At 42.3% G+C, this 22,965-nt stretch carries 20 protein-coding genes; 9 read left to right on the top strand and 11 right to left on the bottom strand.

Annotation, left to right across the window (positions count from 1 at the left end; translation table 11 throughout):
* Positions 1-285 precede the first annotated feature (285 nt).
* The 8 genes from E4N65_RS05540 to E4N65_RS05505 all read right to left on the bottom strand — a co-directional run bounded on the left by E4N65_RS05540 (position 286) and on the right by E4N65_RS05505 (position 8,183).
* Complete coding sequence (locus tag E4N65_RS05540) at positions 286-1,074, bottom strand: leucine-rich repeat domain-containing protein (protein ID WP_052185550.1); 789 nt, start codon at positions 1,072-1,074, stop codon at positions 286-288.
* A gap of 12 nt (positions 1,075-1,086) precedes the next feature.
* A complete protein-coding gene (locus tag E4N65_RS05535) occupies positions 1,087-1,494 on the bottom strand; it encodes a leucine-rich repeat domain-containing protein (protein WP_253674574.1) in 408 nt (135 codons plus the stop codon).
* Entirely contained in the window at positions 1,494-2,048 is a 555-nt protein-coding gene (locus tag E4N65_RS05530) for a leucine-rich repeat domain-containing protein (RefSeq protein WP_253674572.1), read from the bottom strand. Before E4N65_RS05530 ends, E4N65_RS05535 begins: the two co-directional genes overlap by 1 nt.
* Positions 2,049-2,085: 37 nt before the next feature.
* A complete protein-coding gene (locus tag E4N65_RS05525; RefSeq protein WP_253674570.1) occupies positions 2,086-4,374 on the bottom strand; it encodes an AAA family ATPase in 2,289 nt (762 codons plus the stop codon).
* 93 nt (positions 4,375-4,467) lie between these two features.
* The gene (locus E4N65_RS05520; RefSeq protein WP_253674560.1) at positions 4,468-4,830 is read right to left on the bottom strand and encodes a hypothetical protein; all 363 of its coding nucleotides are present in this window, start codon (positions 4,828-4,830) and stop codon (positions 4,468-4,470) included.
* A 24-nt stretch (positions 4,831-4,854) separates the two neighbouring features.
* Positions 4,855-5,067, bottom strand: a complete 213-nt coding sequence (locus tag E4N65_RS05515) for a hypothetical protein (RefSeq protein ID WP_253674559.1) — start codon at positions 5,065-5,067, stop codon at positions 4,855-4,857.
* A gap of 257 nt (positions 5,068-5,324) precedes the next feature.
* Complete coding sequence (locus E4N65_RS05510) at positions 5,325-7,040, bottom strand: ABC transporter ATP-binding protein (protein ID WP_253674557.1); 1,716 nt, start codon at positions 7,038-7,040, stop codon at positions 5,325-5,327.
* A 129-nt stretch (positions 7,041-7,169) separates the two neighbouring features.
* The gene (locus E4N65_RS05505; RefSeq protein WP_253674555.1) at positions 7,170-8,183 is read right to left on the bottom strand and encodes a helix-turn-helix domain-containing protein; all 1,014 of its coding nucleotides are present in this window, start codon (positions 8,181-8,183) and stop codon (positions 7,170-7,172) included.
* Between the two features lie 309 nt (positions 8,184-8,492).
* Here E4N65_RS05505 and E4N65_RS05500 point away from each other — a divergent pair, with 309 nt between their 5' ends.
* From E4N65_RS05500 to hydA, 6 genes are all read left to right on the top strand, one after another.
* The gene (locus tag E4N65_RS05500; RefSeq protein ID WP_044016429.1) at positions 8,493-9,095 is read left to right on the top strand and encodes an MptD family putative ECF transporter S component; all 603 of its coding nucleotides are present in this window, start codon (positions 8,493-8,495) and stop codon (positions 9,093-9,095) included.
* A complete protein-coding gene (locus E4N65_RS05495; protein ID WP_253674553.1) occupies positions 9,095-9,835 on the top strand; it encodes an energy-coupling factor transporter transmembrane component T in 741 nt (246 codons plus the stop codon). Before E4N65_RS05500 ends, E4N65_RS05495 begins: the two co-directional genes overlap by 1 nt.
* A 12-nt stretch (positions 9,836-9,847) precedes the next feature.
* Positions 9,848-11,308, top strand: a complete 1,461-nt coding sequence (locus E4N65_RS05490; protein ID WP_253674551.1) for an ABC transporter ATP-binding protein — start codon at positions 9,848-9,850, stop codon at positions 11,306-11,308.
* Positions 11,309-11,524: 216 nt separating this feature from the next.
* Positions 11,525-12,712 (top strand): dicarboxylate/amino acid:cation symporter, encoded by a 1,188-nt coding sequence (locus E4N65_RS05485; RefSeq protein WP_253674549.1) that lies wholly within the window; start codon positions 11,525-11,527, stop codon positions 12,710-12,712.
* 3 nt (positions 12,713-12,715) lie between these two features.
* Positions 12,716-14,008, top strand: coding sequence for an L-cysteine desulfidase family protein (locus E4N65_RS05480; protein WP_253674547.1), 1,293 nt, complete (start codon positions 12,716-12,718; stop codon positions 14,006-14,008).
* A gap of 151 nt (positions 14,009-14,159) precedes the next feature.
* Positions 14,160-15,563, top strand: a complete 1,404-nt coding sequence (hydA, locus tag E4N65_RS05475) for a dihydropyrimidinase (protein ID WP_253674546.1) — start codon at positions 14,160-14,162, stop codon at positions 15,561-15,563.
* Between the two features lie 511 nt (positions 15,564-16,074).
* Here hydA and E4N65_RS05470 read toward each other — a convergent pair.
* Together E4N65_RS05470 and E4N65_RS05465 are read right to left on the bottom strand one after the other, a co-directional pair.
* A complete protein-coding gene (locus E4N65_RS05470; protein WP_253674538.1) occupies positions 16,075-16,767 on the bottom strand; it encodes a TPM domain-containing protein in 693 nt (230 codons plus the stop codon).
* 27 nt (positions 16,768-16,794) lie between these two features.
* The gene (locus tag E4N65_RS05465) at positions 16,795-17,403 is read right to left on the bottom strand and encodes a LemA family protein (protein ID WP_253674536.1); all 609 of its coding nucleotides are present in this window, start codon (positions 17,401-17,403) and stop codon (positions 16,795-16,797) included.
* Positions 17,404-17,741: 338 nt separating this feature from the next.
* On the opposite strand from E4N65_RS05465, the gene E4N65_RS05460 reads away from it, so the two are divergent.
* The 3 genes from E4N65_RS05460 to E4N65_RS05450 all read left to right on the top strand — a co-directional run bounded on the left by E4N65_RS05460 (position 17,742) and on the right by E4N65_RS05450 (position 22,200).
* Positions 17,742-18,395, top strand: a complete 654-nt coding sequence (locus tag E4N65_RS05460) for a TetR/AcrR family transcriptional regulator (RefSeq protein ID WP_253674534.1) — start codon at positions 17,742-17,744, stop codon at positions 18,393-18,395.
* Between the two features lie 184 nt (positions 18,396-18,579).
* A complete protein-coding gene (locus E4N65_RS05455; RefSeq protein ID WP_253674532.1) occupies positions 18,580-20,316 on the top strand; it encodes an ABC transporter ATP-binding protein in 1,737 nt (578 codons plus the stop codon).
* Positions 20,317-20,481: 165 nt separating this feature from the next.
* The gene (locus tag E4N65_RS05450; protein WP_253674531.1) at positions 20,482-22,200 is read left to right on the top strand and encodes an ABC transporter ATP-binding protein; all 1,719 of its coding nucleotides are present in this window, start codon (positions 20,482-20,484) and stop codon (positions 22,198-22,200) included.
* 47 nt (positions 22,201-22,247) lie between these two features.
* Here E4N65_RS05450 and E4N65_RS05445 read toward each other — a convergent pair whose 3' ends face one another.
* Complete coding sequence (locus tag E4N65_RS05445; protein ID WP_044016458.1) at positions 22,248-22,946, bottom strand: GntR family transcriptional regulator; 699 nt, start codon at positions 22,944-22,946, stop codon at positions 22,248-22,250.
* Between the last annotated feature and the right edge of the window lie 19 nt (positions 22,947-22,965).

Here is a 22,965-nt window from a genome sequence, read left to right as displayed (position 1 = left end):
CATTTTGTTAACATCGCTCCAATTCAATGAAATCTCTTCCATAATACCCCCCCCCCCCCCCCCCTCAAAAGTCAAGTATGAAAATATTTTTTTGATTCACAAGTGCTGAAATAGTATCTATTGCTCTCAATCTGCGCTTTCCCTTCAATGATTGTCCCAACGACTATACTAATAGCATAGTTAGTCTATCAGGCGATGATAGAGGTAAAAAAATCTTTTTAACAACTGATATTGTTCGATATTGCCACATGGCGGGATTTCAGTCATAGCTTGTTTTCCTTGATTTTATTCGTGCGGAGGGGTGAGTACCTCGCTGCTCAATCGATTTACGACAATGTGTTCATCTTGTATAGAACTGTCAGAATGCTTTAGTAGTTTTTTTACTGCATTGCTTGCAACGATAAACTGTGCGTTGCTTTGAATATTACAAAAGGCATTATTTCCGATTTCGGTAACGCTGTCGGGAATTCTGATAACTCCTAAGCGGCTGCACGCACCAAAAGCTTCCTCACCGATTTGAGTAACGCTGTCCGGTATAGTAATACTTGTTAAACCGGTGCAGCAAACAAAGCTTCTATATTCAATTGAGGTAACGCCTTTTTCGATATTCAATTCCGTTAAACCGGTACAACAGACAAATGCCCACTCGCCAATCTTACGAACGCTGCTCGGAATTTTGATAGTTTTTAAACTGCTGCAACTCTTAAACGCGAGGTTTCCGATTTCGGTAATGCCCTGCGGTATGGTGATAGTGCTTAAATGAGTGCAATTAAAGAAAACACCGATACCGATTTTTGAAATACCACTTCCAATAATAACCTCTTTTAAATCGGTACAATCGCGGAAAAGCCAGTCACCGATTTTAGTAACGTTATCAGGTATAACAATACGTGTGAGACCGCTGCAGCTTTCAAAGGCGTGATGAGCAATTTCTGTAATTGTATCCGGTAATATAAGACTTCCAGTAAGGTAGGCGCTATTTGTTACGCCGATAACTATCCCGTCTGTGATTTCCAGCAACTGTACATTTGATTCTTCTTCAGCAGTAAGCCGTAATGCAGATATCTGTTCCATATTTTCATTATCCTATAAATTCGGATTAACGGTAATTTGTCCGTTCTGTAGATCGCTGCCGCAAGTTTGTAACAGCGCTTTTATCGATTCATTTTTTACGGTAAACCGTGCATCGGGTTTAATATGCGAAAAAGCATCGTATCCGATTTGCGTTAAACACTCGGATTTTATGATTATATTGTCTAACCTTTCACAACTGTCAAATGCACCTTCTCCAATTTCGGTAACCCCATCCGGTATGATAACAGTGGTTACATCAGTACAACCGGCAAGACAATAACCGCCTATTGCGGTAACGTGCTCCGGTATTATGAAAGTCTTTACGGGAGTTGCTTGTATAAGGGTCTTCATATCTTTTGTATAGAGTACATTATCTTTACTACGATAGACCGAATTCGCTTTATCGACGGTAATATCCATTAAGTTTGTGCAATACCAAAAGGTCCCATACCGATATCAGTAACACTGCTTGGTATAATAATATGTGTTAAACTGCTGCAATAGCAAAAAGCTCCCATAGCGATTTTAATAACGCTATCCGGTATGGTAATACTCGTTACGCCTCTACATCGGGAAAAAGCCCCATAGCTGATTTCAGCTACACCATAAGGTATGACCACACATCCTGTTGCAACAGCCCGTAAAAGTGTTTTCATATCTTTTGTATAAAGTATATTTTCTTGACTGCAATAGGCTGGATTATTGGAATGAATGGTAATACTTGTGAGGTTCATGCAGCGGAAAAAAGCGCCGTACCCGATTTGAGTAACGCTGTCCGGTATGGTAATGCTTGTTAAACCCGTACAGCCGCTTAATGCTTTTCTCCCGATTTCGGTAATAGTGTCCGGCAATATAAGACTTCCGGTGAGGTCGTCTCTATTTGTTACTCCGATGAGTATCCCATCCGTTATTCTCAACAATTGTACATTGGCTTTTTCTTCAGCGGTAAGTTGTAATGCAGATCTTTGTTCCATATTGTCCTCCGGTTATGTTCTATACATTACCTATCAGTTATGCATTGATACTAAATCCGATCATTTTTTGTACGCCGTTTTTTTCTTGCTGTATCTGTGCTAATTCAGTAATAATATATTCAGAAGTTATTTTTTCTTGCGGCATAAACCGTGCTTTTCCATAGAGTGCGTTAAAATCTCCCGGAGTAACGGATTGCCATTGGTTGAGCTTTTCTATTTGATCAGCATTAAATGACACATTACGAAAATATTTCATCAACAAAGTTTTTATTCCGTTTGCAGAGAGGGCTTGAAACTCAACCATAATATGAAAGCGGCGCTGCAATGCAGGATCCATGATGCTGCGCATATTGGTAGTGCAAATCAATAAACCGTTAAAGGCTTCTATCTGCATTAAAAATTCATTGACCATTGTCCGCTCCCAAGTATTTTCTGCATTGAAACGGTTAGTAAAAAATGAATCAGCCTCATCAAATAGCAGTATCGCATCCTGTCTTTCCGCTTCTTCAAAAGCCTCTTTAATATTCTGTTCACTTTCGCCAACATATTTTCCTAATATATCAGAGGCTTTTTTTAAAATAAGCTCTTTAGCCAAAGAATTTGCAATATATCGTGCAAATTCTGTTTTTCCGGTACCGCTTAATCCGTAAAACAGCATACGGATTCCGGCGGGAACTTCTGTTTGTGCAGAATCAGCATACGCTGTTGCATTTTTTATCATCGTGAGAATATCATCCGGTTCGATAGAGGTGTTGAGCGCTCCAATATCGTATGTCATCTGTATTTTTCTGCCGGCATGGGAACTACCGTATACAAGCCCGGAATTTGCTTCAAGCGTATTTTTTACATCAATAACGATTTTCTCTTCAGTTTGAGTGCTGCAATGAACACTATTCACCGCTTTTATCATATTATCAATTGAGGCTCCTGTTATACGGTAGTTGTCGCAGAGATCAACAAGTGTATGTAAGACTTTACCGCTTATGTTGCTGTTTTGTAATTTCGACTGTGCAATTTTTTTCAAAAGCGATTTCGGCATTTCATTAAACTTAATTGAATACGTAAAACGCCGCAACGTAGATATGTCAAGAAGATCAGTATAATTAACAATCCACACAACTTTATTAATATTATTATCAAGCATCTTATTTACAATTCCTTTTTGAGTAATGCTTGTGAACATCCTAAAATGCGGCTCTATTGTTTTTAAGATATTTTCAGCTTCGTCAATAACAAGCAGTGTATCTTGTTTAGGAATAGAAAGAATACAATGTAAGCGTTGCAATGCTCTATCTGTATCCAGCTCATTTTTAAATATAAACAGTCGCAGTCCGCTTTCTTTTGCAAGTGTTTTTGCAAATTCCGTTTTACCGGATCCGGGACTTCCATAGAGTAAAATATTTGACGGAAAGTTACTTTTTAGAAATTGTACTGCTAAGTTTGAGTACCCTTTTTTTATAGAGTAGCTATTGAGATTAAAGGCAGCGTTTGTTTTTTCTTCTTTTAATGTTCCGGAAAAAAACGCATCAAAATTTTTATTGTAAATACAATAAATACTTTCGTCTTCGATATACCCGCTATCTTGCATTAACCCGAATGAAATAAGCTTTTTATCATTCTCAAATAAGCTTCTTATTGCTTGTAAAGACGTATTAATACATTTTGCATATAGCGTTATTTTATTTTCTGTATCTTGGAATAATACATCTCCATAAAAATTATAGAGTTCATAGATTGTCTGTGTTCTATATGCTGCCGTAAGCAATACCGCTTCTTGGTGTGAAAGATGTAAGGTATCAAATAGAAATTCAACAGGAGTTATATCATTAAGTATCTTGGTTATCCGTGCTGAAACATTTATTCTCTGAGGAATGCTATACGTATCATTGTTATTTATCTTGGTGGAAAAGAAAATAAGCGCGATAATTTTAGCAAGGTTTTCTTTCTGCATAAAAACACAACGGCAAAGATTTATCGTAAAAATGGAATCGGTCGTAAAATTGTCGATAGCAGCAGCGATTTTCGTATCTTCTTTAAAATTTACATCCAATTTACTCCCGTATTCAAACGGATGATTGTAATTTTTTCCAGGCGTAAATACCGTTAGCTGTTTTTCCTTTATCCCTTTTTGAATAAATGCTTGCACAATTGTTTCAGCTTGTGTTTCTTTTTTTAGACGCACAATAAGTGCCTGTAATAACATCAGTAATGATTTATACTTATCCAGATGTTTGCTATTCGAACATAGATTATAAAGATACCCGGCTACAGCCATACATTCCTGCTTACTTTCATCATCGATAAATCTTATTATATCCGTCTGCATAGTTCCCCTCGCGTTCCCTTCAATAATTGTCCCAACAACTATACTAATAGCATAGTCAGTCTATCAGGCGGTGATAGAGGTGAAAAAATCTTTTTAACAACTGATAGTATTTGAATAGTGTTCGTCTTCTTCATAAATGATATTATTGACGGGAAGCTCAAATTTTTTCTCGATAATTTTTGCATGTTTTATTAAAAAACAATCGCCATGATATACATAATATTTACCAAGTAATATATTATATGAGACTCTGCCTCTTGGTAATTTCCAATACTCATCTCTGTACCTTTTTGGTAAATAGTGCAAATAACCATTTTGTTTTAATTTCTCCCATACATTACTATGGTCTTCTTGAGATAGTAGCCATTCACCATATTTTTGTGCAAATGCAATGTCTGTTTTATCGACATAAAATAAATCAGATAAATCGGGAAGGAGCCAAAATATACCAACCATACTTAATACCAATAGCAGGGCATTTTAGTTGCCTGCTGATTCTCTCCTCTGTTCTAAATTATTTTTTTCGATAGCGTCTTTCAAGAAGTCCGTGAATGTTTTTTTATCATGTTGTTTTTGAAACCAATTCGTATTTTTTTCCGCTCTTTCGAACCGTTTGACCCCAAAAACAGGTTCGATATAATGAGGGCCGCAATTATTAAGCCACTGTTTGCCGCACCAAATAACTTTGTCCATCGATGTTTCTCCTTAAAAATTTAACATACACTAGATTTTCAGTGATTGTCTCAATTAACTAATAGCATAGTCAGTCTATCAGGCGATGATAGGGGGGATAAAAATTTTTAAGCCGGTGTTGTATCTTGATTTTAATGCGGAAAATTGTGAAACAAGAGGTTCTAAATGTTGTGGATGTTGGATGTTTTTTCTAGTTACAAATATCTATAGACAATTTTTCACACACTTTTGCTAAAGCTCCATCATTTCTCTGTCTTTTAGCTCATGTTATTTTGTGCGTTATAGAGGGCAGCATAGACGCCGCCTTTTGCCAGTAGCTCTGTATGCGTTCCTTGCTCGCAAATGCCTTCATCATCAACTACTACAATACGGTCTGCATTGCGGATTGTTGAGAGGCGGTGGGCAATAATCAGCGTTGTACGTCCCTGCGCGAGTTCTTCAAATGATTTTTGAATTTTTATTTCCGTTGCGGTGTCAAGAGCCGAAGTTGCTTCATCAAGTATTAAAATCGGAGGATTTTTTAAAAAGGTTCGTGCAATCGCAACCCGTTGTTTTTGTCCGCCGGAAAGCCGTACCCCCCGCTCTCCGACAAGCGTATTATACCCGTCAGGCATCTGCATAATATCTTCATGGATTTCAGCCCGTTTGGCTGCATGTATTATATCCTGTTCAGAAGCGGCATTGTTTCCGTATGCAATATTTTCCTTAATAGTACCGGCAAATAAGAAAACTTCCTGTTGCACAATACCGATTTGCCGCCGTAAACTGTGCACGGTAATATCCTGTATATTCCGCCCATCGAGGGTAATTGTTCCTGCGGACGGTTCATAAAAACGGGGCAGTAAATTACATAAACTACTTTTTCCTCCACCGGAGGGTCCTACAAAGGCAATGGTTTGCCCTGCTTGTATATCCAGCTCGATGTTTTGTAATACCGTAACCCCATCTTGATACGAAAACGAAACATTATGATAGCGGATATTTCCATGCGCTGAAGTAATTTCTACCGCATTATCATAGTCGATAATACTATCATCTGTTTCCATGAGTTCTTTAAAGCGTTTAAAACCCGCCATACCATTTGCGTATAGTTCAATAAAAGCAGTAAGGCGGCGGATAGGCTGTAAAAATGCACCGGCAAAAAGTGTTGCAGTAATAAGGTCGGTAAGCGTCATCGTCTGCTGCATAATAAAAAAACCGCCGGCGGCAATAATCACCAAATGTAACATTGAAATAAGAAACTCTAAACGACTAAAGAAAAATGCCATATTCCAATAAAAACGTTTTTTTGCCGTATAAAATGCCTGATTGTTTTTTTCAAACCGATCTTGTTCATAGCTTTCATTCGTAAATATTTGTGTTACCCGTATTCCGGAGAGAGCTGATTCAATAGCGGTATTTATGGCAGCCGTTTCTTCCTTTACACGGCGGGATGCTTTCATAATATGTACACGGCAGCGGACAGTGTGAAAAAATGCAATGGGTATAAAGAGCGTCAGGAGTAGTGCGAGTTCCCATCTGATAGAAGCCATAAGAGCCAGCGATCCGGTCAGCGTTAATACAGAAATAAAGATGTCTTCCGGTCCGTGATGCGATAACTCGGTAATTTCAAACAAATCTGTTGTAATGCGGGACATCAGTTGTCCGGTTCTATTGGTATCAAAAAAATGAAACGACTGTTTTTCTATATGGCGAAAAAGATCCCGCCGCATATCCGCTTCAACTTTAACGCCGAAAAGATGCCCGAAATACGTTACAAAATACTGAGCAGCACTGCGGATCAGATATAATCCTATCATTATTACAATAAATGCATAAAAGGCTGCATAGTCAGCCTTGGGTAAAAAATGCTGGATGCTGTATCTGCTTGCCATAGGGAAGATAATATCTACCGCTGCAATAAAAGCTGCACAGCACAGATCGGCAGCAAAGAGTTTCCAATGAGGTTTAAAATATGAAAAGAATAACCGCATACGGCGTATTCTAACAAGCGTTTGAAAAAATGTATAGAAAGTGCATTGGGATTTAGAAAAATCCTCGAGATGTTCGACAACACACATATCGAAGAGGTCTAATACCTCTCCCAAAACCTATCAGCTCGGTCAATGCTCCTTATGAACCGATGCCCGGTATTCCGCCGGCGATTGATGATACCATTTTCGGAATGCACAAGAAAATTTACCGGCATTCGCATAGCCGAGATGTGCTGCAATGCTCCCGATTGACGCTGCCGGTTTAGATAGCAACAAACACGCATGTTGCATCCGTGCTTTTAAAATATACTCACGGGGCGAAAGACCGTAAAGGAGCCGAAATGTCCGGCGGAATTTTGTATGCCCCATAGCTGCTATACTGCATAATTCTTCCGAGCATGGCGGGTTTAGAATGGAGTGTTCAATAGCAAGTCTGACTCGCTCCAATGCCTTGCGTTCAATGGGAGAAAGACAAGCCTTCGTCCGGTTTATAGAAACACTTACTTGTTTCCCATGCCGCTGAACATTTCCTGCAGCAACAGAGAGCAGTTCCCCCACCTTACTTTCATAGTAGAGGCTTGACGTTTCTCCGGAAAGAATCTTGTGCTTAATCTGAAGAAAAATACTGCCGATTTCCGGTGTGTTATAATTACATTCGCACCAAGAAAACAAGGCTGCATACTGTAAGCCGTCAGACGCATATCGGCTTTGCAGGAAAGGAAGAAAGTAATCTTCAAGAAGGAGTACCGATATATAGCGAATGGGAATACCTGCCCGATAGAGCACCCGTCCTTTGGAAGGGCGATTTAGATACAGATTTATTCCTTCTTGGATTACGGCAGTGCGCTTGCCATTTTGAACGAGCCTTACTTCCCCTGATTCCAAATAATACATTTTTATCATTTTATGTTCGATTTGGTATCGGCGTTCCATATCGTGATAGGGAGTCCAGTCGCTGACGGAAAGAAAGATGCCCTCAGCCGGCTGCACCTGATACATGATACCGTGTCCTGCCTTTGCCGGAGGATAGTAGGTATGAATAGTTCCGCATTTTTCATCCGTTTCATTAAAATGGTAGTCTGTCATATAAAAGGAAGCATCTCCCAATTTATGAAATGCCTGCTGCTGATTTTTCTCTGTCACAGATGAGATTCCTCACTTTCAGTAATGTCCCTAAACATCTTTTTTTATGTCCTTAAACGCCGCATATATGGCAATACTAAAAATGATAAATTGATATATAACAATCATTTATCATATATACCAAAAGCTTGTAAGCTTATGAGGGCTGTTTGACAGTGCCTCACCGGATAACTATAGTAGCTCATATTCGTTAGTCGTGTCTAACTAGTAAAACATAGCATATTTTAGTCACGATGCAAACGGGTACGATGGGAAAAGATGAAACATTATTTTTTCCAAATACAAATAGAGTGTGAGGAGGATTTCTCTATGGCAAATGAAATGAGCAAAAAAGGTCTTACAACACGAGACCTGATTACTACCGGAATTTTAGCAGCGCTGTATGTTGTTTGTGCGTTTATCGGCGAGCTGATATTCGGATTTTTCCCCGTGTTGACGTTTCTGTGTCCTTTGTCGATTGCACTGCTTTGCGGACCAGTCTTTATGTTAATTATTGCTAAAGTCCCAAAGCATGGACCTATTTTCATTACCGGCATTTTAGTAGGCGGTGTTTTGTTCGTAACGGGAATGTATTGGCTGATGTGCTTAGCATATATCATTTTAGGAGTAGTAGCCGAATTGGTGGCTGGCTCTACAAATTTCAAAAGCAAGACCAGAAATTTATTTGCGTATATGATTTTTGTTATCAGTCCTATTTTTTCCTATGCAATGCTGTGGATCAATCGTGATGAGTATGTAAACTACCTCGTGAAAAATGGAACGGAACAGGCATATATGGATACGATGATTGCCAACGCGCATCTATGGGTACTGCCTGCTATGATTGCCGGCAATTTGATCTGTTCATGTATCAGCGGAAAATTTGGACAGCACTTACTCAGAAAACATTTTGAAAAAGCCGGGTTGGTGTAATGACTGCACCGTTTTCGGCGGATCTTTTTTGTAAACCACAGCACTTGGATCCCCGAACAAAGTTTTATATGCTGCTCGTCGGTACCGTAGACCTCTTTCTTGCACCGACAGTATATTATGAGGTTGCACTGGTAGCACTCATTACGATAGTCGGATTGAGCTGCGGAGAAAAACGGTTTACTTTGAAAATGACCGGAATATACACATCCCTTATAATCTTATATCATATAGGAATTTATGGGATGACCGGCTGGCTGCAAATCGCCATTGTAACATTTACCTTTTATATTCGGAAGATATTTCCTTGCGCGATGATGGGCGGCATATTAGTTGGAACCACGCAGGTTAATGAATTTATGGCAGCGATGCATCGTATTCATGTCCCTAAGTCTGTCATCATCCCTATGACGGTGATGATTCGATATATCCCGATGGTTCGAGAGGACTGGGGCTTTATTCATGACGCAATGAGAATGAGGGATGTCGCTCCTACCGTGAAAAGTTTGTTGACTCATCCTATTCGTACTGTTGAATGTATTTATGTTCCGATGATGATGTCCGCCCTCAAAGTGGCGGATGAACTTTCCGCAGCCTCTATTACTCGCGGACTGGAAAACCCGAAGCAGAGAAGCTGTATGGCGGATATTCGTTTTACGTGGAAAGATGTTGTGTGTACTTTTGCTTTTACCGTTTTTTTTGTGATTTCTCTCCTATTTATGATAGGCAGGAATCTCGCATAGGATGATTACAGCATGATAGAGATGGAAAAGGTATCTTTCAGTTACCATAGCTCCGCACAAAACGCGAATATATCTGATATTGACGTAACAATTCAAGCTGGAGAATGCGTATTGCTGTGCGGCCGGAGCGGATGCGGAAAAACAACCTTGATTAGATTAATCAATGGTCTTATTCCCTCGTTCTATTCCGGAGACTTATCCGGTTCAGTGTTGATTAACGGAAAGTCTGTGCAGGAAACGCCTCTGTATCAACTTGCGGAACACGTAGGTTCTGTATTTCAAAATCCCCGTTCACAGTTTTTTAACGTAGACACGGACAGTGAAATGGTATTCGGTATGGAAAATCTCGCTTGGACGAGAGAAAAGATGACAGAGCGATTGACCGAAACAATCCGTGATTTGCAAATCGAAGCACTGAGCGGAAGACGGGTTGCAGCGTTATCGGGCGGAGAAAAGCAAAAAGTTGCATTCGCTTCTATCTATGCGCTTTCGCCTGATATTTATTTACTGGATGAACCTTCTTCCAATTTGGATACGGCAGCCATCGAAAGTCTGCGAAAAATAGTGGTATTGTTAAAAAGGCACGGAAAGACTATTGTGATAGCTGAACATCGGATTCATTATCTTAAAGATATCGCAGACCGCATTCTCTATATGGAGCATGGAACGATCCGGCAATCCTTGACATCGGAGCAAGTATGTAGCATTTCAGAAGCTGATCGGTGCACTATGGGATTAAGAACAATGGACTTATCTCACATTTGTATTCCCGATAGAACACGGAACTACGAAAAAAACATATTAGAAATTCAAAATCTCTGTCTTGCACATCATGATCATACCGTACTTGCCGGAGTTAGTCTTTGTGCCGCACCGGGAGAGATTATCGGAATTATCGGACATAATGGTACAGGAAAGTCAACATTTTCCCGTGCCTTGTGCGGCTTACACAGAGAGACTACTGGAACGATTACGTGGAATGGCAAGATACTGAGTGCAAAAGAGCGTTTGCAGCATTGTTATATGGTGATGCAGGAAGTGGGGTATCAACTTTTTGCAGACACCGTGGAAAAGGAGTGCTGTTTCGGTATACAATCTCCGGATTATGAAGCTGCAAAACAGGCGATGGAACAGCTTGGTATTTGGGAGTATCGAGACGCGCATCCCAGCACGCTTTCCGGCGGACAAAAGCAGCGTACAGCAGTCGCGGTAAGCATGGTATGCCGGAGAGACATTTTACTTTTTGATGAACCGACCAGCGGGTTGGATTATGACAGCATGATCAATGTTTCCCGCCTCTTTCAAACCCTCTCTGCTATGGGCAAAGTGCTTTTTGTCGTAACACATGATTATGAATTTTTGATTTCCGCTTGTACCCGTATTTTACACTTGGGGAACGGCGGCATTGTGGGGGATTATGCCATGTCTCCGCAGAACGAAGAAAAACTTAGAGCTTTCTTTTGCTCATCATAGAGCGGTGTATTCGTATCATATCCTAAAAATTGGAAGTATATTTCTATTGCAGAACCGCCAAGGACAGCGGTGATTCCACACAGCTGCGATATTTATCATTTATAATTTGACAAATGGAAAAAAGCAGGTATATAATATTTTCTGTTGTGAATTGACCTGCTTCATGTTAATTGACGGGCAATCACTGTTGTAATTGTAGAGAGGAGGTCTACTATTATGGAAAAACAAAGCGGTAGAAAATTGGGACTGTTACCGCAGCTTGCTTTGGGGATTCTTGCCGGTGTGTTGCTCGGGTTGTTTGTACCCGCTCCGGTGATGGGGATTATTGCGACAATTAAAAAGTTACTCGGTTCGCTGATCTTTTTTGCCGTTCCGCTCGTTATCTTCGGCTTTATTGCTCCGGCTATTTGCGATTTAAAAGCAAATGCGGGGAAAATGCTCGGTGCATTTTTGCTGATGTCATATCTATCTGCGGTCGGCGCATCCTTGTTTTCGACTGTAGCCGGATATATTCTTATTCCGTTCCTGCATATTCCGTCACAGGCTGCCGAATTGGTGGCAGTACCGACGACGGCATTCTCCCTGAATATTCAGCCGATTATGCCGGTTATGACCGCACTGGTATTGGCTATCTTAGCCGGTATTTCGGTTATTTGGACAAAGGCCGCGACGGTTGAAAAACTCTTAAAAGAGATTCAGGCAATGGTGCTCGAAATCGTGAACCGTGTTATCGTACCGGTACTGCCGTTCTTTATTGCGACAACCTTTGCCGAACTTGCATACAGCGGCAGCTTAACCCGCCAGCTTCCGGTATTCTTAAAGGTTATTATCATCGTATTGATCGGGCATTTTATCTGGATGACGCTGCTATATCTTATCGGTGGCGCGGTTTCAAAGCAGAATCCGCTTGAAGTGGTAAAGCACTACGGCCCTGCGTACGCAACCGCTGTCGGTACGATGTCGAGCGCGGCAACCTTGCCGGTTGCATTACGCTGTGCACATAAATCCAGTGCTCTGCCTTCCGATATCGTTGACTTTGCTATCCCGCTGGGAGCGACAACCCATTTGTGCGGTTCAGTTCTAACCGAAACATTCTTTGCGATGACGATATCTCAGCTTCTATACGGCTCGATCCCCCCGGTCGGGACGATGGTTTTGTTCTCGTTCCTGTTCGGCGTATTTGCTGTCGGAGCACCCGGCGTACCCGGCGGAACGGTTATGGCGTCCCTCGGTATCGTTATCAGCGTACTCGGCTTTGATGAAATCGGCACCGGCTTATTGATTGCTATTTTTGCACTGCAGGATAGCTTCGGTACGGCATGTAACGTAACAGGCGACGGTGCGCTTGCACTTATTCTGCGCGGTATTTTTTACAAGCCGGACGGAACGGTAAAACAGGCGTAAGGTATGGAACTTACGGACTTTGACTGTAGTCAGTTCATTGTGATCCTTCAAGAAGAGTTGGTTCCTGCACTCGGCTGTACCGAACCGATTGCCATAGCGTATGCGGGCGCTCACGCCCGCGCTTTGCTCGGTGCCATTCCAGACCGTGTGTGCATCAAAAGCAGCGGTAACATTATTAAGAACGTAAAGAGCGTTACCGTGCCCAATTCGGGTAACATGAAAGGTATTCCGGCGGCGGCGGCAATCGGCATTATCGGCGGCAATCCCGATAAGGGACTTGAGGTTCTCGCCGACATAACCGAATCCGATATCGCGCGCACCAAGGAATTTTTAGAAAAAATTCCTTGTAAGGTTTCCTTGTTGGATACGGTCGCTTCTCTGCATTTTATTGTAGAAGTTTTTGCCGGCGCCGAGAGCGCATCGGTTGAGATTATCCATCAGCATACGAATATCGTGCGTACAACCAAAAACGGAAAAGACGTGTTATCCGTTCCGTTTGATCCTACAAGTGCAAATGCCGCGTTGACCGACCGGTCGGGATTGTCGGTAAAAAAGATCCTTGAGTTTGCCGATACGATAGACCTTGACCGCGTCCGCCCGATACTCGAACGGCAGATCGACTATAATACCCGCATCGCGCAGGAAGGGCTGGAGCACCGCTACGGTATTAACGCGGGTGCGAATCTTCTGAAGGCTGCTGAAGCGGAGCAGGCCGTTACCCTAAAAATCCGTGCGCAAGCCGCCGCTGCCGCAGGTTCCGATGCCCGTATGAGCGGCTGTACATTGCCGGTCGTTACCAATTCGGGCAGCGGTAATCAGGGCTTGACTGCTTCGTTACCGGTCATCGTGTTTGCCGAAGAAAAAAAGCTCCCGCACGACCGGCTGTTACGCGGTCTGTTGGTCAGCAACTTGATTGCGATTCATCAAAAGACGCGGATCGGACGGCTTTCCGCCTATTGCGGAGCTGTCAGTGCTGCGTGCGGAAGCGGAGCTGCTGTTACGTATCTTTCAGGCGGAAGCTATGAACAGGTATGCGAGACAATCACCAATACTCTTGCGGTTGTGTCGGGAATTGTCTGCGACGGCGCCAAGCCCTCGTGCGCTTCGAAGATTGCCTCATCGGTCGATGCGGCATTGAATGCGCATTATCTTGCAATGCAGAACCGAGTGTTTGAACCCGGAGAAGGTATCGTAAAAGGCGATATAGAAAAGACAATCGCCGGTGTAGGCGCCGTTGCTGCCGACGGTATGCGGGAAACCGATAAGGTCATATTAAAAATCATGGTGGAAGACTAGCGCTTACACCGATTATGCGCCGGGGACGTTCCGAAAGCAACCGATTTTCGCGGGACTTTCTAAAATTGCGTTTTTAGAAGATTGCCGTGAATTTCATTTGTGATCGTCTCCCGGCATTTTTACAGGCGATTTGTAAATGGAGGTTTACTATATGAAAAAGACATTGATAACGAGCGGTACGCTCGTAACCGAAAACGATACGTTTAAGGCGGATATTGCGATAACCGGTAGCAAGATAACCGGAATCGGGCATTTTAATCCCGTCGATTTTGATACCGTGTATGAAGTTCCCGGCTGTTATGTCATGCCGGGGCTGATCGATGCGCATACGCATCTTGAGTTGCAGCAGTCTCCGCAATACCGCGCCGTCGATGACTTTTACACCGGTACCGTTGCAGCAGCTTGCGGCGGTACGACCTCCGTTATCGATCATATCGCATTCGGTCCCGCCGGATGTAATCTGCATTATTCCATAGACCGATACCATGAGCTTGCAAAAAAAGCGGTTATCGACTACGGCTTTCACGGTGTTATTCAGCATGTGGATGATGCAATTTTGCAGGAGCTATCCGGCATCATTAAAAATGAAGGTATTACGAGCTTTAAGGCCTATACGACCTACGGATTTAAAATTGATGATACGGGCTTTTACCGCTTGCTGCAAACCGTGAAAGAAGCAGGCGGTATTTTAACCGTGCACTCGGAAAACGATTCACTTATCAACTATCTCCGGTCAAAATTTGTAAAAGAAAATAAAATACTTCCTATCTACCATGCACGCAGCCGCCCTAACGAAACGGAAGCCGAGGCTGTTTCCCGCCTTATTCATTTTTCGGAAATGGTGGAAGATGCGCCGCTGTACATTGTGCACCTTTCTACGGGAGAGGCGCTGATCAGCGTCGTAGAGGGACGGCAACATGTTAATCGGCTGTTTGTAGAAACCTGCACGCAGTATCTGACGCTTTCGGAAGAAAAATACGGAAATGAGGACGGCAGTCCCGATGATCCTGAAAATATCGAAGGGCTGAAATATATTATGGCGCCGCCCTTGCGCAGAAAGCAGGATATAGAAGCGCTCTGGATCGGACTTGCAAACGGCGATATCCAAGTCGTTGCAACCGATCATTGTCCCTTCTTATTAAAAGAAAAGATGGACACCAAGGGCGATTTTACCAAGGGGCCGGGCGGCGCTCCGGGTATCGAAGAGCGGGTGCGGATTATTTTCTCCGAAGGCGTACAAAAAAAGCGGATTTCGTTGGAGCGCTTCGTACAGGTGATGGCGGCAAATCCTGCCCGCATCTTCGGTATGTATCCTCAAAAAGGCTGCCTCCTGCCCGGCGCCGATGCCGACATTACGATTATCAATCCGAATGCGGAAGAAGTGCTGACAAAGAAAAACTTGAAAAGCGCCTGCGATTACTGCACCTATGAAGGAATGAAGGTGCAGTGCGCAATCGATTCTGTATTCAGCCGTGGAGAGTTAATCGTAAAGAATAACGAATTTTTAGGTGAGAAGGGTAGGGGACAATTTATCTTTAGAAAACCGCCGTTTTAAATGCGACAGCTCCTCTCCATCCGTGTCCGTTTTGATACGTCGAGGATTAATTTGTGTGCGGCACGAAGTAGCTGCACACTTTCCGTAAGCCTTTTGAAATAGACTGTTGAGCAGTTGTACCTCCGTGTACAACTGCTCAACGACGAGATTTGTGCGTAGCCCAAATCTCGCTGCTGGTTATCACCCCGGACATCCGTGTCCGTTCTGTAGATGCTAGGAGCCTAGTCGAAATAAAGCGGAGGCGTACTTGTTGTACGTCGAGCAGCGGCACGGACGCCGCTCGTATTAAACAGAAACAAGTTTGACACCGGTCAAACTTGTGTTCAGCGAAGTACATGGACGTACTTCGCTGAACAAGCGACAACCCAGATGCGCCTGACGTAAGCCTTTTGAAATAGACGGTGCAGATACAAGGAGTTAGCTGAAAATAAAGCGCAGGCGTATCTATGATACGTTGAGCATTTATTTTCAGCGTACGACGCAGTAGATGCCCCGTATATTTCAAAAGGGATTAGGATTCTAAAACAATCAGCCCATTAGGCAGCTCATTGAGATTTTCCGCTTTATTGGGAAAGTGCTCTTGCAGAATCCTGCCGCATTCTTTTACGGCAGAGACAAAGGCTTGAGCGGCTTGGTGTTCTTTTAATCCGGTAGTCATAATTTTGCAAATACCGTCCCATTCATTTTGAGCTACTTTCGCGGCAATTCCCGAATCGGCAATAACAAAAAACTTCCGTTCAAGTACGGAGGCAAAGATGAGAACACCGGAATGTTCCGTAGTCTTATACACACCGCTTTCCACAAAGTGTTGGAGTGCACGGGCATAGACGCGGCGGTTTTTTAATGTATTCGGGATAATCAGCCGGTCGATTGCGGGAATATTTACCAATAAATAAACGATAAGCACAACGGTAGCTGCACCGCTGCCGATAACTGCTGTCAACTGGGCAGGAGAAGGAAACCAAACAGTGCGTTCCAACAGGTTCCAGATGGGGGCAGCGCATAAAAACAAGATGAGAAAAGAGAGAAAGGACGCGCAAAATGCAACGAATAGCTCTACAAAGGCATAGGAATCGCTTTGGTACACAACCCCAAGGGCAATTTCTCCGGTTGTCTTTTTCTCAGCCTCCGCAACCGTATCCGCAATTTCTCTCATTTGAGTAGGAGAAATATCCATCAGTTTTAACAGTCTATTCTTTTTCATTGCGTCCATTCCTTAATCGATAATCAGTTAAAATTCAACTTTAGGCGCAGTTGTAGCTTGTTCGTCAGCCTTAAAATACGCCTTTTCTCTAAAGCCGAACATATTGGCGAGAAACGCTTGCGGGAAACGCCTAATCTGTAGATTATATGTCTGTACCGCCTCATTAAAACGCTTCCGTTCTACGGCAATACGGTTTTCGGTTCCTTCAAGCTGACTTTGCAAGTCGCGGAAGTTTTCATTTGCTTTCAATTCAGGGTAATTTTCCGCAACGGCAAGCAGCCGCTGCAGTGCACCGCCTAACTCGCTCTGTGCTTTTTGGAATTTTTCAAACGATTCGGGATTGTTTAATACTTCGTCCGAAACATTGATAACGCCACCCGCTCTGGATCGCATTTCCGCAATTTCGGTAAAGACTTTTTCCTCATGGCTTGCATAGCCTTTTACGGTGTTAACAAGATTGGGGATTAAATCAAAACGGCGCTGGTACACGTTTTCGACCTGACTCCATGCCGCTTTAACATTTTCATCCGCCGCTACCATCGAATTATACGAACCGGTAACACAGCCGTATAGTGAAAAAATAATCAGCACAATAATGCCGAGAACGATAAGACCTGTTTTGAGTCCTTTGCTCATAGCTGAATGCTCCTATCAAAAATTTTAAAGTATTCTTATGCATACTGATGTATGCCGAACTGACTCCAAAGTATAGACCATTTGACGAAAAGAAACAACGTGCCGAAAGTCCATAAGGTAGTTGTAATTGTTATTATGGCACAGAGACCGAGATATTACCCTTTTCCGTACAAAATTACAGTAGAAAAACGGATCGACGTCCTTTTGTCTGTACAAAAAATAGTTTTTTTATAGACATAGTGATTTCCCTATTTTGCATTATAAAAGTAACCCATGCTTGACATTATCAGTTTATTTTAATAACATTGTTATTAATTAATAGAAGAGTTATTATAAATATGAACAACCATGCAGAAAAAATATTAGCCGATAAGGATGAGCTAAACACACGGGCAAAGATTTTGCGCGCTGCAAAACAGGAGTTTTTTACTAATGGCTTTGCAGATACCAATGTGCGCACCATCGCCGAAAAAGCAGGTGTAACGACGGGGGCGCTGTATAACCTTTTTAATAATAAGGATGGTATATTCGAAGCTCTTGTAAGCGGCGTATTCGATGAATTATTGAACACAATGTCACACAGCGAGCTTCTTGAATCGCAGAACTTCGGTATGAAAACGAGCGACCTTTCCTCAATTACGGAACTATCGCAACGCCGGTTTTTACGAATGATAGATTTTTTTTATGATAATTGGGATGCAATGAAATTGATTGTTTGTTGTTCGAAGGGAAGTTCCTACGCGCATATTTTCGATAAGGCAATCGATATAACTGAAAACGACACCTTTCGATTATTGAAACTCGACGGCGTTAAAATGTCGCGCCGCATACGTTTTTTTATTCATGTCATGGTAACGTCCCACTTTGAAAATTTAAAAGAAATTTTTTATCATAATTTAAAAAAATCGGAAGCGGTGGAATATGTGCTCGACTTTAACATATACCATTGTGCCGGATGGAAACAATATTGGATGGAACAAGTAAAAGGCTAAAGAGGTATGGGGAATTCATAATTGGTAATTGGTAATAAGCGTTAGGGATTGGAGGGGCAGCGCAGCTGTTCCGAAGGAATGGAGCGTTAGCGGAACCCCGTAAAGCCCGACGGTTTGCGCAGAATGCGGAAACCGAAACGCCCAAAATAATTACAAATTACGCATTAGCATAGAAGGAGTTTATATGGGCACATATAAAAGGTTGTTTAAATATACGCCGGAGAAAATACATTGTGCGTATATTTCGGTGGTGTGCGCTACGCTGGGAGTTGCTTCTCAGATGGGGGCATTTTGGTTTTTATGGAAGTTTTTGTACGCGCTTTTGGTTACCAAAAACGTTACGGACGGATCGATGTACGCAACGGTGATTGTTTCGCTGTTGGCAGGCTATTCGGTTGTATACTTTTGTGCTTTGTGGGCGTCGCACGTGCTTGGGTTCAGGCTTGAATCGAATTTGCGCAAAACGGCAATCAATCATTTGATGAATGCATCGTTTGCCTTTTTTGATATGAACCCGTCGGGAAAAATCCGGAAGCTCATTGACGACAATGCACAAGAGACGCACATGCTGATTGCTCATTTAATTCCCGATAATATTTCCGCATTGTTTACACCGATTTTTATGTTTATCATTGTATTTGCAGTTGATGTAAAACTCGGTCTTTTGCTGCTTGGCGTTGCTCTTATCGGCGGTGCGCAGATGATGTTTATGATGGGCAATAAAGATTTTATGCGGAAGTATCAAGCGGCGTTGGAACGGATGAATGCCGAAGCAGTTGAATATGTCCGCGGTATGCAGATTGTAAAAATCTTTAGAAGCACGGTTGAATCTTTTAAAGCGTTTTACGAAGCAATTACCGGCTATTCCGATTTAGCATATAAGTACACACTCAGCTGCCGTACGCCATACGTGATGTTTCAAGTGCTGTTTAACCTGTTTGCGGTATTCACCATTCCTGCTGCTATTTATTTTATGAACAAGGGGGCGGACGCTAACCTCATCATTGCAAAGATCGTCTTTTTTGTCTGCATCGCCGGTGTGCTTTTTTCGGCATTTATGCGCGTGATGTATGTCGGTATGTATAACTTTCAGGCAAAAAGCGTTGTAGATAAACTCGAAACTCTTTTTGCAGACATGGAAAAGGATAATCTTGAACACGGTACGGAAGAAACATTTGAGAACTTCGGGATCGAATTTAAAAACGTATCGTTCGGTTACACGGAAGAAAAGATTTTAAATGATGTCAGTTTTACCTTGGAACCGAATAAAACATACGCACTGGTCGGCTCATCGGGCGGAGGAAAAAGTACAATAGCAAAATTGATTTCGGGTTTTTACAAAATAAATTCCGGTGAAATTTTAATCGGCGGAAAAAATATTTCGTCATATTCACGGAATGCGCTGATGCGCAGTATCGCCTTTGTGTTTCAAACCTCGAAGCTCTTTAAAACAAGTATTTTTGAAAACGTCAAAATGGGGAATAAAAATGCAAGCGATGAAGAGGTGATGAATGCGCTTCGGCTTGCCCGCTGCGAAGATATTTTAGCAAAATTCCCCGAACGTGAAAAAACGATTATCGGTTCAAAGGGTGTACACTTATCCGGCGGAGAAATTCAGCGTGTTGCGATTGCCCGCGCTATTTTGAAAAATGCGGATATTATTATTTTAGATGAGGCATCCGCTGCTGCCGACCCTGAAAACGAATACGAAATTCAGCAGGCGTTTTCCAATTTGATGAAAAACAAAACGGTTATTATGATTGCACACCGGTTAAGCTCGATTAAAAATGTCGATGAAATCTTGGTTGTCGAAGACGGAAATATCGTTGAACGCGGCAGCGATGCGGAGCTGATGCAGAATGGCGGAAAATACAGCCGATTGCAGAAGTTGTATTCTAAAGCGAATGAGTGGAGAGTCTAGCCTTTTGCAAATATGCGGGTAATTACTTTGTCGCTGCATAAAAATTAATCCTCAACGTATCAAAGATACGCCTCCGGTTAATTTTTATTCGCTCCGCGTACTTACCTCACCTATTTGCAAAAGCGTTGGAAGGAAAGAGATTTTTTCTTAATTAGGGAGTGATATATGACTAAACTACAAAAATGGTTCGGGGTAACCGAATCGGGGGCAAAAGGGATTGTTACAGCATCGGTATGGTCGATGCTTGCGGATGTTGCATTTATTTTACCGATGTTTTTAATGATGTTCTTTTTGCAAAGCTATTTTGACGGAACGATGCAGTCGGCGGGATTTTATATCGGTATTATTGCCGCCCTTGCGATTGTGATGTATGTGCTTGTGCATATCAATTACAATACGCTCTACACCGCGACATTTAAAGAATGTAAAGAACTGCGTGTGAATATTGCAGACAGGCTCAAGGAGTTGCCGCTTGCGTATTTTTCCAAACACGATGTTTCCGACTTATCGCAAGCGGTGATGACCGATGTCGCTACAATCGAACATGCGCTTAGCCACGCAATTCCGCAAACAATCGGTCTGGTATTCTATTTGATTATAATCGGTGCAGTGATGATTACCGCTCATCCGGGATTAGGCTTATGCGTATTTGTTCCGATTATTATCAGTTTTATTCTCTTAATCCTGTCGAAAAAAATTCAAATACGGGAAACAACGCGGGACTTTCATAAACAGCGTGAACGCACGGAATTTTTTCAAGAAGCGATAGAACTGCAACAGGAAATTAAAAGCTACGGTCTTACGGAAGATACAACGGAAAAATTGAACCGCAATGTTGATGAAGCAGAAAAACTACACTTAGTTGTGGAAGCGCATCAAGCGATCCCTCTCAACATTGCACTGCTGTTTTTAAAGTTTTCCATCGGCGTTACCGTATTTTTCGGACTGAAAATGTATTTGGCGGGCACGGCATCGCTTTTGTATCTTATCGGCTATATTATTGCGGCTTCCCGTGTTGTGGATGCGGTTGCAGGTGTTGAAGCAAACCTTGCAGAGATGATGTATATCGATGCACGGGTTAAGCGCATAAACGAGCTGCGCGAAACAAAAACGCAGGAAGGCGAACCTGCTTCGTTGCAGCATTACGGTATTCAATTTAAAGATGTTGAGTTTTCGTATAACGACGGACAAAAGATTATCGACGGTATTTCATTTACGGCGGAGCAAAATAAAGTTACCGCGCTTGTCGGTCCTTCCGGTTGCGGAAAAACAACCGTACTCCGGCTTGCATCTCGTCTTTATGATTACGGCAAGGGACAAATCCTCATCGACGGCAAAGACATTGCAACAATTGATACCGACAGCCTTTTCGATAAAATTTCGATTGTCTTTCAGGATGTAGGGCTTTTCAATACATCGATTATGGAAAATATCCGCGTCGGAAATAAACACGCAAGCGATAACGACATAAAAGAAGCTGCCCGTCTTGCAAACTGCGCCGAGTTTATCGAAGCGCTGCCGGACGGCTACAATACGGTCATCGGCGAAAACGGCAGCAGGCTTTCCGGCGGAGAGCGTCAGCGTCTTTCCATTGCGCGTGCTCTTCTAAAAAACGCACCGATTATCATTCTTGACGAAATCAGCGCCTCACTCGATGTGGAAAACGAAATGAAAATACAGGAAAGCCTCAACACACTCATAAAAGGCAAAACCGTGATTATCATTTCGCACCGCTTAAAGTCAATTGAGAACGCCGATAAAATCATCGTAATGAATCAGGGCAAAGTTGATGCAGAAGGTACGCACGCAGAGCTGTTACAAAAATCGGCGCTGTACCGAAGTATGATTGAAAAGTCTTCGGTAACGGAGAAATATACCTATTAAAAATAATTTTGCATCTCTAAAAGCTATACTGAGTTTTTAGAGATGCTCTATAGGATGTCTTTATCATTAAATATTTTATTTAGCGTTCTTTTATATGAATTGATCAAATGTTTTCTGATCATTCGTTTTGCTTTATCGGGATCGTTCTTTTTAATTGCTTCTGCAATAGCAAGATGTTCATTAAATACGGTTTGCGCATCGATCGAATTATTGTACACGGATTTATTTTCAAAGCGGAGATAGTTATCCAAGATCAATTCCGTTTCCCGATAAAGCCATTTATTATTTGTTGCTTTTGCTATTGCTCTGTGAAATGTATGATCCAATCGATAGAGTTTTATTCCATCTCTTGTTTCCAGTTGATCTTCAAGATTCTGTAAGCAGTTAAAAATATCTTTTACACTCTGATCATTTGCCCGTGCTGCCGCAAGATAAGCATTATTCTGTTCCGTTAATAACCGTATCTCTAAAATATCTTTGGCGATTTCATCGGTAACCGGAACAACTTTTACGCCTCTACCTCGTGCAAAAGCAACATAGCCTTCTTTTTGTAATTCTAACAAGGCTTCCCGCACAGGCGTTCTGCTGATACCGAGCTCTTCGCATATTTCATCTTGCGAGTATATGGCTCCGACTCTAAACCGGTTAAATAAAACAGCATCTTTTATAAGTTCATAAGCTTGTTCTTTGTATGTCAAAGTTTTTACAACTACACCGCCTATCAAAGACTCTTTTTTATCAGACATATAATCTCCTTCCGGAATT

The organism is Treponema sp. OMZ 855 (assembly GCF_024181145.1).
Lineage (GTDB): Bacteria > Spirochaetota > Spirochaetia > Treponematales > Treponemataceae > Treponema.
Note: the sequence above shows the minus strand (reverse complement) of the source record. Positions and strands in the feature narration are given on the sequence as shown.

Coding starts and splice junctions, on each gene's coding strand:
- E4N65_RS05520 (WP_253674560.1), bottom strand. CDS start 4,830: ATGGTTGGTATATTTTGGCTCCTTCCCGATTTATCTGATTTATTTTAT.
- E4N65_RS05525 (WP_253674570.1), bottom strand. CDS start 4,374: ATGCAGACGGATATAATAAGATTTATCGATGATGAAAGTAAGCAGGAA.
- E4N65_RS05495 (WP_253674553.1), top strand. CDS start 9,095: ATGACTGCACCGTTTTCGGCGGATCTTTTTTGTAAACCACAGCACTTG.
- E4N65_RS05540 (WP_052185550.1), bottom strand. CDS start 1,074: ATGGAACAGATATCTGCATTACGGCTTACTGCTGAAGAAGAATCAAAT.
- E4N65_RS05480 (WP_253674547.1), top strand. CDS start 12,716: ATGGAACTTACGGACTTTGACTGTAGTCAGTTCATTGTGATCCTTCAA.
- E4N65_RS05445 (WP_044016458.1), bottom strand. CDS start 22,946: ATGTCTGATAAAAAAGAGTCTTTGATAGGCGGTGTAGTTGTAAAAACT.
- E4N65_RS05465 (WP_253674536.1), bottom strand. CDS start 17,403: ATGAGCAAAGGACTCAAAACAGGTCTTATCGTTCTCGGCATTATTGTG.
- E4N65_RS05530 (WP_253674572.1), bottom strand. CDS start 2,048: ATGGAACAAAGATCTGCATTACAACTTACCGCTGAAGAAAAAGCCAAT.
- E4N65_RS05515 (WP_253674559.1), bottom strand. CDS start 5,067: ATGGACAAAGTTATTTGGTGCGGCAAACAGTGGCTTAATAATTGCGGC.
- hydA (WP_253674546.1), top strand. CDS start 14,160: ATGAAAAAGACATTGATAACGAGCGGTACGCTCGTAACCGAAAACGAT.
- E4N65_RS05490 (WP_253674551.1), top strand. CDS start 9,848: ATGATAGAGATGGAAAAGGTATCTTTCAGTTACCATAGCTCCGCACAA.
- E4N65_RS05450 (WP_253674531.1), top strand. CDS start 20,482: ATGACTAAACTACAAAAATGGTTCGGGGTAACCGAATCGGGGGCAAAA.
- E4N65_RS05485 (WP_253674549.1), top strand. CDS start 11,525: ATGGAAAAACAAAGCGGTAGAAAATTGGGACTGTTACCGCAGCTTGCT.
- E4N65_RS05510 (WP_253674557.1), bottom strand. CDS start 7,040: ATGCGGTTATTCTTTTCATATTTTAAACCTCATTGGAAACTCTTTGCT.
- E4N65_RS05500 (WP_044016429.1), top strand. CDS start 8,493: ATGGCAAATGAAATGAGCAAAAAAGGTCTTACAACACGAGACCTGATT.
- E4N65_RS05460 (WP_253674534.1), top strand. CDS start 17,742: ATGAACAACCATGCAGAAAAAATATTAGCCGATAAGGATGAGCTAAAC.
- E4N65_RS05455 (WP_253674532.1), top strand. CDS start 18,580: ATGGGCACATATAAAAGGTTGTTTAAATATACGCCGGAGAAAATACAT.
- E4N65_RS05535 (WP_253674574.1), bottom strand. CDS start 1,494: ATGGATATTACCGTCGATAAAGCGAATTCGGTCTATCGTAGTAAAGAT.
- E4N65_RS05470 (WP_253674538.1), bottom strand. CDS start 16,767: ATGAAAAAGAATAGACTGTTAAAACTGATGGATATTTCTCCTACTCAA.